Source organism: Xanthobacter sp. ZOL 2024 (assembly GCF_052932325.1).
On the sequence record NZ_CM128808.1, the window covers coordinates 2832065 to 2844930 of the forward strand.

Consider the following 12866-nt stretch of genomic DNA (forward strand, 5'->3'; position numbering starts at 1 on the left):
AGACATGTCCGACATCGAGGTGCGCGACGCCAATGGCGCCGTGCTGAAGGACGGTGACAACGTCACCCTCATCAAGGATCTCAAGGTGAAGGGCACGTCTGTGACCCTGAAGCGCGGCACCCTGGTGAAGGGCATCCGCCTCACCGGCGATCCCGAGGAGATCGACTGCAAGGTCGAGAAGGTGAAGGGCTTGGTGCTGCGCACCGAGTTCGTGAAGAAGGCCTGAGCTCCGGCTCAGGCCACGAGGTGCGCGGGCGTGAGTCCGAGTTCGGTGAGGGAGCGCACCATGGGGCGCTCCCAGCCGGTGGTTCCCTTGGCCGCGGCGTCCTCGAAGGCATCGGACAAGGCGAAGGGATCGGCGCTCTTCAGCGCGGTGATCAGGGCCTCGGCCTGGGCAAGGTCCTTGCGGCGCTTGGTGGTGTCGCCTCCGCGCTTCTGGGCGATGATCAGCTTATGCACGGCGAAGCGCGCCGGCTGGGGAATCCGCACGGCGATGCCGCTGCGGTAGAGGACCGCCGCGGGCATGGGATCGGCAATCAGCCAGTCGAGATGCTGGAGCGGCACGGCGCCTGCGGCCAGGGCCGGGAGCGCCATCGGGTTGGTGTCCGTCCGTCGGCGTTGCGGCGTCAGCAGGTCCACCACGAAGCCTGAAGCGGATCGGAAATGAGACGGCAGCGCCGCCGGATCGAGGCCGGGAACGCCGCGAAAGGTCGGGTCCGCCCGTTTCAGGATGGTCTCCATCGTCTCTCCCGCCTCGTCCGCCGTGACGGCGAGGCTGGCGGTGGCGAGATCCGCGTCCTGGGTGATGAGGCCGGCGGCGGGCAGCATGTGCCCCAGGGGGGCCGGATAGCATTGATAGGCGGCCGTGCCGACCAGGACCGCTTGCCGGAGCAGGCCGGCGTCGCTCATGGTATCGAGCACCTGCGAGAGAGCCTGCACCGGGGCGGGCACATGGGCGCGCCGGAGGGTGGAGACGATCTGCCGCCGCTCCGCCGCCCGCGCATTCTCCTCTTCGATGAGGGCCACCCGTGCCACCACGAGGGGATCATCGGCGCGGCCGATGAAAATGTCGCGCCGCACGCTGCCGACCGGCCGCTTGCCATAGACATAGGACATGCCCTTGATCTCGCGATGATAGAGCGAGGCAGGGCGCTCCATGCTGGCCTGGAGCTGCTGCGCCAGTTCCGCGTAAAGGGTCTGCAGCGGGAGCGGGATGGGCTTCATGGTTACAGACGGATCTTGAGAAACTGTCTGTATTTTTATGCCTTACAGACAGAAATTTCAATTCTGTCTGTAAGGGGCGGCGCGCATCGCCAGGGCCTTCCCCAGCGCCACCTTTCCAATCGTTCATGTGGCCGCCATGGTGCGGTCAGGTTCGAGGCGTCACAAGGCGAGCGGACCCCTTGCGGAGACGATGCCGGTGCGCGCCCTTCTGTCCCTTCTCGGCGACATCCGTCGCCTTGCCGTGCCCTATTTCAAGAGTGAGGAGCGCTGGATCGCCATCGGCCTGCTGGCGGCGGTGATCGCGCTGGAGCTCGCCTGGGTCTTTGCCACGGTGCTGCTGAACGAGTGGAACGTCGCCTTCTACAACGCCATCCAGGAGAAGGACTTTCCGGCCTTCAAGACGCAGCTCCTGGTGTTCTGCGCCATTGCCGCCGGGGCCATCTTCGTGGCGGTGTACCAGGTCTATCTCAAGCAGTGGCTCGAGATCCGCTGGCGGCGCTGGCTCACCCAGCGCTATCTCCACGCCTGGCTGAGCGACGAGGTGCACTATCGCCTGCGCCTCGCCGGCGACAGCGCCGACAACCCCGACCAGCGCATCGCCGAGGATGTGCAATTGTTCGTCGGGCGCACCATCGGCGTCGGCGTCGGCCTGCTCGGCACCATCGTGTCGCTGATCTCCTTCTCGGTGATCCTGTGGAACCTCTCCGGCCCGCTCGCCTTCAGCCTGTTCGGCCATGATCTCTCGGTGCCCGGTTATCTGTTCTGGGCGGCGTTGGTCTATGCCATGGCCGGCACCTGGATCGCCCATCTCATCGGCCGGCCGCTGGTGCGGCTCAATTATGACCAGCAGCGCTACGAGGCGGATTTCCGCGTGGATCTCGTGCGGGTGCGCGAGAATGGCGAGCAGATCGCCCTGCTGCACGGCGAGGCCGCGGAGGATCGCAAGCTCGAAGGCCGCTTCACCCGGGTGTGGGGCAATTTCTTCGATCTCATGAAGGCGCAGAAGCGTCTCACCTGGTTCACGGCCGGCTACAATCAGATCTCGACGATCTTCCCTTATGTGGTGGTGGCACCGGCTTACTTCGCCGGCCAGATCCAGCTTGGGCAATTGATGCAGACCGCATCCGCCTTCGGCTCGGTGCAGGGTTCCTTCTCCTTTTTCGTGTCGAGCTATGTGTCGCTGGCGGAATGGGCCTCGGTGGTGCAGCGGCTCACCGGCTTCGAGGCGGCCATGGTGGCGGCCCGCACCCAGGCGCAGGCGCCCGCCTTCACCGCCGCCACCCATGAGGAGGGGCCCGCCCTCGGCCTGTCGCAACTGGAGGTGCGCCTGCCCGGCGGGGCGCCGCTGATCGCCACCGGCGAACTGGAGATCGGCCACGGCGAATGCGTGCTCATCACCGGCCCCTCGGGGGCGGGCAAGAGCACCCTGCTACGGGCGGTGGCGGGCATCTGGCCCCATGGCAAGGGGCGCATCGCCCGCAAGGCCGGGCAGAAGGTGATGGTGCTGCCGCAAAAGCCCTATGTGCCAGTGGGCCGGCTCGATGCCGCGCTCGCCTATCCCGGCGCCGCTGAAACCTTGCCGCGCGACAAGGCCGTCGAGGTGCTGGAGGCGGTGGGGCTCGGCGCTCTGGTGCCGCGCCTGGAGGAAACGGCGCTGTGGCCCCATGTGCTCTCCCTGGGCGAGCAGCAGCGACTGTCCGTGGCCCGTGCCCTTCTGGAGGCGCCGGACGTGCTGCTGCTGGACGAAGCCACCTCCGCCCTCGATGAGGCGTCGGAAGCCGGCCTCTATCACCTGCTGCGGGCGCGCCTGCCCAAGGCCACCTTCATCTCCATCGGCCACCGCAGCACCCTGGTGGGGCTGCACGACCGGGTGCTGCATCTCGATGGCGAGAGCGCGCCGCGCCTGCTGCGCCCGGCCACCGCGCCGCAGCTGCAGCCGGTGTGAGCGCGCGTCCGCGCGGGCGCTTCGCAGCCGGCGCGCAGGGGCGCGACGGCCGTGGCTCAGAACAGCCGGGTCTGGGTCTCAGCGAGGATCTGCGGCAATTGCGGGCCGTGCAGCACCTCGAATTCCACTTCGCGCTGATGGGTGACGGGGTCGCGGGCGGTCAACGGATCATCCACATGGCCGGGATGCACCATCACCACCGCGCCATCGGGCACGCCGCTGAGGAAATGGGTGAGCAGGGTCGCGAAATCATGGTCGGCGCTGAAGTCATAGGCGCCGGCGAAGCCGGTGTTGGTGGCCAGGCCCAGACGCGCCGCATCCCGCGCGAAGCCGCGCCCGAACAGGCCGATGAGCCGGCCCTTGAGGTCCAGTCCATGGAGCGCCGCCGGGGCCGGGGTCACGTCCCGCAGCCAGGCATTGGGGGCGTGGCGGCGGGTGGCCGCCAGCACCGCCGGGCGCACCCCCGGCAGGACGTGCACATGCTGGTGGCCGTCCACATGGCTGGGCGGCCGGCCGAAGGCGGCCTCGAAGGCCAGGAACTGGGCTTCCACCTCGGCCGCCACCGCTTTGGTGTCGAGGCGGCGGGTGAAGGCTTGGAGAATGAGGTCGTTCAGTCCCGGCAGGGTCCCGCTGCCGGTTCCCGCCGCCAGCGGGGCATAGCCGCCGGTGAGGGTGAGGTGAAGGCCGACGCTCACCGCGGCGCTGCCCGCCACCGCATCGAGCGCGGCTGCCTCGGGGGCCAGATCCGGAAACAGGGTCATGACCGAGGTGGCGTTGATGCGCCGCTCGTCGATCAGCCGGCGGATGGCGGCGGAGACGCCGGGGGCGATGGCATAATCGTCGGCGCAGATGGTGATGCTCTTCACCGGGCGGCTCCCAGCTCGCGGTCCAGCGGCGCGGCGGCGTGGCCTTCCCCGGTGAGCGGGGCGGCATCGGCCTCACCTCGGCTCGCCTCATGGAGCATGTGCTCGGCGACGAAATAGACCGGGCGCGCTTTGATCTCCGACAGGATGCGGGCGATGTACTCGCCCACCAGCCCCATGACCAGCAGCTGGGCGCCGCCGATGACCATGACGCCCACCACCAGCGACGGATAGCCCGGCAGCGGGATGCCCCAGATGAGGCGTTCGAGCACGATCCACAGGCCGTAGAACAGGGCGAGGCCGGCGAGCATGGCGCCGGTGAGGGCGGCGAGCCGCAGGGGCGCCGGCGAGAACGAGGTCAGCGCCTCCATGGACAGGCCGAGCAGGCGCAGGAAATTGAAGGAGCTGGTGCCGTGGGCGCGGGCTTCGGGCTGGTAGGGCACCGCCACCTGCCGGAAGCCCACCCAGCTCGACAGGCCCTTGAAGAAGCGGTTGCGCTCGGGCATCCGCCGCAGCGCCGCGGCGGCCCGTGGCGACAGGATGCGGAAGTCGGCGCCGTCCTCGGGAATGGTGCTGGCTGCGCCATAATTGAGCAACCAATAGAACATGCGCACGAAGGTGCGGCGGGCGAAGGGCTCATCCATGCGGTTCGCCTTCACCGCATAGGCCACGTCATACCCCTCGTCCTTCCAGAGGCGCAGAAAGGTCGCGATCATCTCCGGCGGGTGCTGCCCATCTCCGTCCATGAACAGGATGGCGTCGCCGCGGGCGTGGTCGAGGCCGGCCATCAGCGCGGCTTCCTTGCCGAAATTGCGCGACAGGGCCACCACCTGGATATCCACCCCCGCGGCGGGCAGGCCGCGCGCCACCTCGGCGCTGCCGTCCCGGCTGCCGTCGTCCACATAGACGATCTCCAGCCGCAGCCTTCGGGCGTCGGCCTCGGCCTGGGCGGCCCGGCACAGCCGCTGGTGGAAGGCCCCGAGGCCGGCGGCCTCGTTATAAAGGGGGACGACAATGCTCAGATCGGGTGTCATGGCTCGGCCACTGTCGCAGCTGGCGGCGGGAGGAACGGGTGTAAGTCCGGCCGGGGAGAAAGTGTACGGAATTTTCTTCATGGCGTGGGAACCTGTCGGTCCCTTGGGGCCTTGTCCTCGCAGCACGGTCATACCCCACCAGGCCGTGTCAGCGGCGCGGCTGTCTTCCCCCAGGATGGCCGCGCCGCCTCGGACCCTGCGGACCCGGCGTCGCGGCACCCTCCGCGTGGAACACGGGGCTTCGGCGCGCTTGCGCTACATCAAGACATGAGACTTTGGGCGAGTTTAGGGTAATGTCGCGACGGTGAAACGGCTTAACGAGGGCCTTCGTTCATGATTCGTGACATTCTGGTCAACCTGGCGCAAGGCGTCGAAAAGGACGCCGCCCTGGAATATGCCGTGAGCCTCGCCAAGGAGTTCGGCGCGCACCTGACCGGGCTTTCGGTGGCTTACGAGATCGACGTTCCGCCCTTCTACATGGGCGCCCTGCCCACCGACTTCATCGATGCCCAGGTGCTGGAGAACCAGGCCTCGGCGGAGAAAGCCGCGGAGACCTTCCGCGCTCTCGCCGATGCGGCCGGCGTGCCGCACGAGACCCGCTCCATCTCCGCTTCGCTCGGGGTGGCTGCCAACACTTTCGCCCGCATGTCCCGCCTGTTCGACCTCACGGTGGTGGCCCAGCCCGATCCCGACAAGCCGGGACCGGAGGAAGTCCTGGCGGAAACGGTGCTTCTGGAAGCCGGCCGGGCTGTGTTGATGGTGCCGTATGTGCAGCAGAAGGGCTTTTCCGCCGAGCACACGGTGGTGGCCTGGGATGGCGGCCGCGCCGCCGCCCGTGCGCTCGCCGAGGCCCTGCCGCTGCTGCACCGCACCAAGAGCGTCGAGATCTTCCGGGTGGTCACCGACAGCACCGAGGAAGTGGATGAGGAAGGGCTGGAAGTGGCCCGTCACCTCGCTCGCCACAATCTGGATGCGAAGGTGCGCCGCCTGCCGGTATCCGGCTCCGAGCCCATCGCCTCGGTCATCCTCAATGAGGTGTCCGACCAGGGCGCCGATCTGGTGGTGATGGGCGGCTATGGTCATTCCCGGCTCAAGGAGATGGTGCTCGGCGGGGTGACCCGCGAGATCCTGTCGTCCATGACCGTGCCGGTGCTGATGGCCCACTGAGGGCCCAGGCCCGGCGCCGGGCGACGGCGCCGGGCTTCAGCTCGATGTGTCGGGGTGGGGCGCCTCCAAAGGGGGCGCGTCCCGCCGGGACCAGGGCAGAATGAAGCGCTGGCCGTGCCGCTCGCCGGTCTCCACATGAACGCCATAGGCCGCTTCCAGCGCCACGGGGGTCAGCACCTGCTCCGGTGTGCCCCGGGCCAGTATGCGGCCCTCGCGCAGCAGGGCCAGCATATCGCAGAAGCGGGCGGCCAGCGTCAGGTCGTGCAGCACCACCACCACGGTGCGCCCCTGGCGCGCCTGCTGGCGCAACAGTTCCATTACATGCAATTGGTGATAGGGATCGAGGGCCGCCACCGGCTCGTCGGCCAGCAGCGCTTCACCTTCCACCGCCAGGGCACGGGCGAGCAGCACTCGCACCCGCTCGCCGCCGGAAAGGCTGCCGGTGGTGCGGGTGGCCAACGCCGTGACATCGCAGGCGGCCATGGCGCGGGTCACCGCCGCCGCGTTCTCGGCCGGGCTGGTGCCGTGGGGCAGCCGGCCGAGCTCCACCACATGGGCCACGGTCATCGGCCAGTGGATGCGCCCGTCCTGTGCGAGATAGGCGAGGCGCCGACCCATGGCCCGCCGATCCATCTCGGCGGCGGGGGTGCCATCATAGGTGAGCTGGCCGCCCTGCGGCGGCTCGAGACCGGCCATCACCCGCAGCAGGGTGGTCTTGCCGGCGCCGTTGGGGCCCAGCAGGCCCAGCACCCGGCCGGGCTCGGCGGTGATGTCCACCCGGTCGAGGATGGCGCGACCGCCCCGCTGGACGGTGATGCCTTCGGCACCGATGATCATTCGCGCTCCGTGCCCAGGCGCCGCAGCAGCAGCAGGAAGAACGGTGCGCCCACCAGAGCCGTCACCACGCCGAGCTTCAGCTCGGGCCGGGTGGGCAGGAGTCGCACCAGGATGTCGGCGCCGAGGGTGAGGGCGGCGCCGGCCAGGCCGCTCACCAGCAGCAGCCGGCCCGGCCGGTGACCCACCAGCGGTCGCAGCAGATGCGGCACCACCAGGCCGACGAAGCCGATGGTTCCCGATACCGAGACCGCCGCGCCCACCATGGCGGCGGTTCCGGCGATGGCCAGCAGCCGCAGCCGGCGCAGGGAGAAGCCGAGGCTTTCGGCGGTCTCCTCGCCCAGGGTCAGCGCATCGAGCCCGCGCGCGGTGGCCAACACCAGGGCGGTGCCGACGGTGATGAAGGGCAGTACCAGCAGCACGTGGTCAAGGCTGCGATCGGCCAAAGAGCCCATGAGCCAGAACACGATTTCGAGCGTGGCATAGGGGCTGGTGGACAGGTTGAGGGCGAGGGCGGTGAGGGCGCCGGCGAGGCTGTTGACGGCGATGCCCGCGAGAATCAGCACGGTGGTGGAGGCGCCGTTGCGGGCCAGCGCCAGCAGCACCGCCGTGGCCAGCCCGGCGCCCACCAGGCCTCCCAGCGGCAGGGCCAGGGGAAACAGGGCGGCGGCGCCGAAATAGAAGGCGGTCACCGCGCCCAGGGCCGCGGCACCGGACACGCCCACCACGCCGGGATCGGCCAGGGGGTTGCGCATCAGCCCCTGCAGCGCGGCGCCGGTGAGGCCGAGGCTGAAGCCCACCATCACCCCCAGCAGGGCGCGCGGCAGCCGCAGTTCCAGCAGCACCAGGGCGGACAGGCCGCGCTGGCCGGCCATCAGTTCGCGCAGGGCGGCCGGCCAGTCGAGTGGGGCGTAGCCGACGGCCAGCGACAGGGCGAACAGGGCCAGCACCAGGGCGGCGAGACTTCCCACCAGCAGCGGCAGCGGCCAGGCGTGCGGCGGCGCCGCGGCGGTCATGGGCGAGGAGGCGCGCGTCACGGCGTCCGCACCGGCGATGGAGCGGGTGCCACCGCCACCGCTGCGCCGTGGGCGGCGCGGGAGAGGCGAATGAAGGCCTCGCCCAGCTGCGGCCCCACGCAGGCCCACAGCCGAGTCGGCACCGAGGCGATGCGGCCGGCGGCCATGGCATCCACCACCGCGGGGTGGGCCATCATCTCGCGCGCGAGGGAGGGCGGGGCATCGGGCTCGTCATCCACCACCAGCACGTCGGGCCTGGCGGTGACGATCTCTTCCAGGGAGAGCTGGCCGAGTTTGTCCGGCGAGAGGCGGGCGGCCACATTGTCGAGCCCGGCCCGCCGCATGAGGTCGTCGGCCAGGGTGTCGCGGCCTACGGTGAAGCCGTTGGGGCGCATCACCACCGCGCGCGGTGGGCGAGCGGGGGCGGGCGGCGCGGCCGCCAGGGCCGCCTCGATCTCGCCGACCATGGCCTCGCCCCGCTCCGGCACGCCCAGACGCTGCGCCACCAGGCGGATCTGCGCGTAGGCCTCGTCCAGATTCTGGGGAATGGTAAGCTCCATCACCGGAATGCCGAAGCGGTGCAGCATCGCCACCGTATTGCGGGTGGTGAAGGCGCCGGCGATCACCAGATCGGGGCCAAGCGGCACCACCTCTTCCGCCAGCCCCCGATTGGCCGGCACCCCGGTCGCCAGATCGGCCACCGTGGAACCGACCGGATCGGCGGCGAGGCGGGTGACGGACAACACGCGCTCCTTCGGCACGAGGCGCAGCACCAGCTCATCGGCGCACAGGTTCAGCGAGACGATGCGGCGCGGCGCGGCGTCCGCCGCGGGCTCGCCGCCGCGCGCCGTCCCGTTCCCGCCGGCGAGTCCGAGGGCGAGGCCAAGGGCGAGGACAGCGGCGCCCAGCACCCGTCGCGCCGGGGCGAACGGCCGCCGGCCGCCCGCCGGAGCGGGCCGCCGGCGTGCCTGTCGCGCCCTCTGGTCGTGGTCCATGCGCGGGTCCGCCCCCTCAATAGGTCAGCCGCAGCCCGGCGAAGGCACCGAAGCCTGGAGCCAGCCAACCATTGGGGTTCTCATAGGATTCGTTGAACAGGTTGTCGATCCGCCCGAACACCGCGACGTTCTGGTTGACGGTGTAGTTGGCCGCGAGGTTGACGATGGTGTAGCCGGGCTGGCGCACCACGGCGAAGGTGGTGCGGTCCACGTCCCACCAGTCGGAGAGATAGACCAGGGTGGCCGAGACCGTGAGCGGGTCGATGGGCTGCCAGTTCACGCCCACGCTCACCTTGTTGCTGGGCCGCCGCAGCGGATAGCAGGAGGTGGCATCGCGCGGCGCGCAGCTCACGCCGAACGAGCCGCCGGAGGGGAAATAGCCGATGGTGCTGGTGTAGGTGTAGTCGGTCCGCACCGAGAGGCGATCGGTGATCTTCAGGGCCAGATAGGCTTCCACGCCTTGGCTCGTGGCGCTGGAAAGGTTGGCGTAATTGTAGCTGTAGGTTGCCGCGTCGTAGGTGGTGACGATCAGGTTGGTGATGTCGTTGTGGAAATAGGTGGCACCGAAGCCCACCCGGTCGCTCCACAGCATCTGCTCGAAGCCGGCGTCCCAGCCGGTGCTTTCTTCCGGCGACAGGTCGGGATTGCCGTAATAGGGGGCATAGAGCTGGTAGAGGGTCGGCGCCTTGAAGGCGGTGCCGTAGGTCATCTTCAGCTTGGTTCCGGTTTCCGGAAACAGCAGGGCCGGGGCGATGCGCCAGGTGGTGTGATCGCCGAAATCGTCATTGCTGTCGTAGCGCACATTGGCGGCGACGAAGAAGCGCTCGGCGAACGCCGATTGCAGCTCCAGATAGCCGGCGGTATCGCCGGTGTTCGCGTCCATGGCGGACCAGGCGCTTTCGCTGGTCATGCTCTCATTATAGCGCTCGATGCCGGCGAGCAGGTTCTGCCCGGGTAGGAAGGTGTAGTTGGAGCGCCAGTAATAGGTTTGCCGGTCGCCGTCATAGGTGCTGGCATTGTCGGGATAGGGGCTGGCATTGGTGCGGCTGTAATCGGTGGCGGATACCCCGAAGGTGCTCACCAGCCGGTCGTCGAAGGTCTTCCACAGGCCCTCGGCCTTGCCGATGAAGAAGCGGCCATAGCTGGTGTCCTGCATGGGGGCGGGATAGCCGGTGCCGGTGCTGTAGTTGTAGAGGTCCGAGGTGTAGGCGAGCTGGCTCTCGATGTAGCGCGCCACCACATTCACCGAGAAACTGTCGCTCACGTCCGCATCGAGGCGGGCCGAATAGGTCCAGTTGTCGTTGGCGTTGTTGTTGATGGGCTCGCCCGGCAGGGCGATGTTGGCCGGTGTCACCGGGATCGACGTGCTGGCGAAATGGCCGACGTTGAAGGCATAGCCGATGTTGTTATAGCCGCCGCTGAGGCTCGCCACCTGGTTGAAGGTGCCGAGCGAGCCGGCTTCCACATAACCGCTGGCCTTGGCCGGGCCCTCGCCACGCTGGGTGGTCATGGAAATGACGCCGCCGATGGCGTCCGAGCCATAAAGGCCGGACTGCGGGCCGCGCAGCACCTCCATGCGGGCGAAGTCATTGGTGTAGAGGGTGCCAAGGTCGAAGGCGCCGTTGGGGGCCGAGGGGTCGCCGATGTCGACACCGTCGAGCAGCATCTTCACGTGATTGGAATTGGTGCCGCGCATGAAGATGGAGGTCAGCCCGCCGGGGCCTCCGGTCTGCACCACATTGAGACCGGGCACCGATTCGAGCGCATCGGCCACCGAACGCTGCTGGGTGTTGGCCAGGTCTTCAGCAGTGATGACGGTCACCGAGCTCGCCACTTCGCGCAGCGGCGTGGGGATGCCGGTGGCGCTCACCACCACGTCGGGCAATTGGATCTGGCTGGCATCGGTGCCGGTGGTGTCGGCAGATTGCGCCAGGGCCGGCGTGGCGGCGGCCAGAGCCAAGAGGCTCACGGACAGGCTTACGGACAGGTTCAGGGCGCGGGACAACAGATGAGGGCGGCGAACAGGCACTGTGGCAGACGGCGAAACGACAAGCATTGCAACCTCGGGCGGGACGCCTGTGGCACGTCACCGCGAACGAGGGCTTTCGTGTTGCCGGCCGCAGCCGCCTGACCCGAAACACTCCCACTATCGGAACACCCCGCCCGACGAGCTCGCGTGTGACCACGGTCGACGGCAGGTCTCCTGGCTCGCGGGTCACCATTTTCCGCTGCCTTCCCAGGCCCCGAGTGCCCAGTGGCGTTGCTGCGGAAAACTCGCCGCTTACAGTTGCGGGGGCAGCCGCGGAATAGAAGCGCCAAGCGCCTCGCACCGCATTCCCTTTTATTCCTCCGGGGAGGAGTACCGTCGCCGGCGAACCTAGGCGAGCCGGGGGTGCCCCGTCAATGCCCGGTTGTTGCTGCACTTTGGTCGCAATCGGGCGACGCCCCGTTATTGCTCGGTGAAGAAGGTCATCAACACGTCGCCCTCGGCGCCGGTGAGGCACAGGAAGCGGTGCACCTTGTCGCTGCGGTCGCGCTGGATATAGGCCTCGCCCATGATCACCGTGTCGATGGGGGTGTTGCCGACCTTCAGGTCGCCCTTGGCGATGGTGAGGCCGTCCATGTCGATGAAGAGGTCGTCGATGGACGGCGATTGCGCCTTCAGCCGGGTCAGTGCGTGGGCCTTGCAATCCGCCACGTGCCGCGCCTGCTCGGCGGCAAGGGCCTGTTGGCGGGCCACCGCTTCCGCCGTGGGCTGCGGGCTGGCCGGTGCCGGTGCCGCCGGCGCCTTCTCCGGCGCGGCGGAGGCGACGCGGGGCGCGGCGGAGAGCGCCGCCATCACCAGCAGCGGGAGCAGCGCAACGGGGCGGACGATGGAATGCGGCATCGGGTGTCCTCACGTGGTTGATCCGTGAGGACAACGCTGCAGCTCGAGATTTGTGCCGCCTCAGAGCAGCCCCTGGCCGGTCAGGCTGTGGCAGAACTGGTCGAGCAGCACCGCTTCCTGCTCCTTGAGCACCCCATCTGCGGCGATCACCTTGAGGCCGGCTTTGAGCAACGGGCCGATGGCCGCGCGATCCCCCGCCATCAGGGTGTCCAGCGCCGCCTCGACGCTTTCCGGCGTTGGCCGCAGGCGGCCGAGATAGGCGGCGAGGCGCTCACGCTCGCCGCCGGTGAGGTCAAGGTCAGCGGCGGCACAGGCGCGCTCGCAGAAGAACTGGATCTCCTCCATTTCCGCCGCCCCCAGCTCGCCATCGGCCACCGCCAGGGCCACCAGCAGCACCACGCCGGAACCGTTGACGATGGTGCGGATGCGATCCCAGCGGGGCGCCGCCGGCTCCGCGGGCGGCACGCGGATGGCATCCTGCGGCCAGGTGAAGCCGAAGGTGTCCAGGAAGAACCGGCTGAGCGGCTCGCGCCGGGTCCCGTCGAAATCGCTCACGGCCTTGATGCGGTCCACCCGGAACGCGCGGGCCGCCTGCCGCTCGTGGCAGCGGGCCAGCAGGATGGGCACGCCCTCCACATTGCGCTGCACCGCCCAGACCGAAATGCGCCGGTGGCTGAGATTGCCGGCATGGTCCTCATAATCGATCACGAACGACTGGCCCTCGGCCGGATCGTGATCGTGGGCGTGGTCCGCCCATTCGTCGTGTGGGTCGTCGGCCGGCACCACGATCTGCGAGGCCCGGGCGTAGACCGGCGCGCCGAGGCTGGCGACGCGGCCAATGAAATAGGACTTCAACGAGGTGATGGCGTTCATGAGCCGCTCATGGGCAACGTCTTGAGGC

Annotated in this window: 12 protein-coding genes and 1 riboswitch; of the genes, 3 read left to right on the forward strand and 9 right to left on the reverse strand. The window is 68.9% G+C overall.

The annotated features are described in order from the left end of the window. The first annotated feature begins 13 nt into the window (after window positions 1–13). Window positions 14–226 carry an alkylphosphonate utilization protein gene (locus ACU4E7_RS13010; RefSeq protein WP_024280870.1) on the forward strand — a complete coding sequence of 71 codons (213 nt, stop codon included), beginning with the start codon at window positions 14–16 and terminating at the stop codon, window positions 224–226. Window positions 227–234: 8 nt separating this feature from the next. Here ACU4E7_RS13010 and ACU4E7_RS13015 read toward each other — a convergent pair whose 3' ends face one another. Further along, window positions 235–1224, reverse strand: coding sequence for a GSU2403 family nucleotidyltransferase fold protein (locus tag ACU4E7_RS13015; protein WP_447019099.1), 990 nt, complete (start codon window positions 1222–1224; stop codon window positions 235–237). Between the two features lie 190 nt (window positions 1225–1414). Between ACU4E7_RS13015 and ACU4E7_RS13020 the strand changes: the two genes are divergently transcribed. Further along, window positions 1415–3169, forward strand: coding sequence for an ABC transporter ATP-binding protein/permease (locus ACU4E7_RS13020; protein ID WP_238124999.1), 1755 nt, complete (start codon window positions 1415–1417; stop codon window positions 3167–3169). 56 nt (window positions 3170–3225) lie between these two features. Here ACU4E7_RS13020 and ACU4E7_RS13025 read toward each other — a convergent pair whose 3' ends face one another. Together ACU4E7_RS13025 and ACU4E7_RS13030 are read right to left on the reverse strand one after the other, a co-directional pair. After that, window positions 3226–4035, reverse strand: coding sequence for a ChbG/HpnK family deacetylase (locus ACU4E7_RS13025; protein ID WP_447019100.1), 810 nt, complete (start codon window positions 4033–4035; stop codon window positions 3226–3228). Continuing rightward, a complete protein-coding gene (locus ACU4E7_RS13030) occupies window positions 4032–5066 on the reverse strand; it encodes a glycosyltransferase family 2 protein (RefSeq protein WP_447019101.1) in 1035 nt (344 codons plus the stop codon). The genes ACU4E7_RS13025 and ACU4E7_RS13030 overlap by 4 nt, the downstream gene beginning before the upstream one ends. A gap of 333 nt (window positions 5067–5399) precedes the next feature. Between ACU4E7_RS13030 and ACU4E7_RS13035 the strand changes: the two genes are divergently transcribed. After that, window positions 5400–6233: a universal stress protein gene (locus ACU4E7_RS13035; RefSeq protein WP_447019102.1), complete on the forward strand. Its 834-nt coding sequence runs from the start codon at window positions 5400–5402 to the stop codon at window positions 6231–6233. A gap of 36 nt (window positions 6234–6269) precedes the next feature. On the opposite strand, the gene ACU4E7_RS13040 is transcribed toward ACU4E7_RS13035, so the two are convergent. The 6 genes from ACU4E7_RS13040 to ACU4E7_RS13065 all read right to left on the reverse strand — a co-directional run bounded on the left by ACU4E7_RS13040 (window position 6270) and on the right by ACU4E7_RS13065 (window position 12838). Then, complete coding sequence (locus ACU4E7_RS13040; RefSeq protein ID WP_447019103.1) at window positions 6270–7070, reverse strand: ABC transporter ATP-binding protein; 801 nt, start codon at window positions 7068–7070, stop codon at window positions 6270–6272. Beyond that, window positions 7067–8083, reverse strand: coding sequence for a FecCD family ABC transporter permease (locus tag ACU4E7_RS13045; protein ID WP_447021629.1), 1017 nt, complete (start codon window positions 8081–8083; stop codon window positions 7067–7069). Before ACU4E7_RS13045 ends, ACU4E7_RS13040 begins: the two co-directional genes overlap by 4 nt. Before the next feature lie 17 nt (window positions 8084–8100). Continuing rightward, window positions 8101–9078 (reverse strand): ABC transporter substrate-binding protein, encoded by a 978-nt coding sequence (locus tag ACU4E7_RS13050; RefSeq protein WP_447019104.1) that lies wholly within the window; start codon window positions 9076–9078, stop codon window positions 8101–8103. Between the two features lie 16 nt (window positions 9079–9094). Next, on the reverse strand, window positions 9095–11047 hold the full coding sequence (locus ACU4E7_RS13055) for a TonB-dependent receptor plug domain-containing protein (RefSeq protein WP_447019105.1): 1953 nt from the start codon (window positions 11045–11047) through the stop codon (window positions 9095–9097). A 207-nt stretch (window positions 11048–11254) separates the two neighbouring features. Continuing rightward, window positions 11255–11460: riboswitch (cobalamin riboswitch) on the reverse strand. Window positions 11461–11527: 67 nt separating this feature from the next. Then, window positions 11528–11965, reverse strand: coding sequence for a hypothetical protein (locus tag ACU4E7_RS13060; protein WP_447019106.1), 438 nt, complete (start codon window positions 11963–11965; stop codon window positions 11528–11530). Window positions 11966–12025: 60 nt separating this feature from the next. After that, window positions 12026–12838, reverse strand: coding sequence for a WYL domain-containing protein (locus ACU4E7_RS13065; RefSeq protein ID WP_447019107.1), 813 nt, complete (start codon window positions 12836–12838; stop codon window positions 12026–12028). Window positions 12839–12866: the final 28 nt, after the last annotated feature.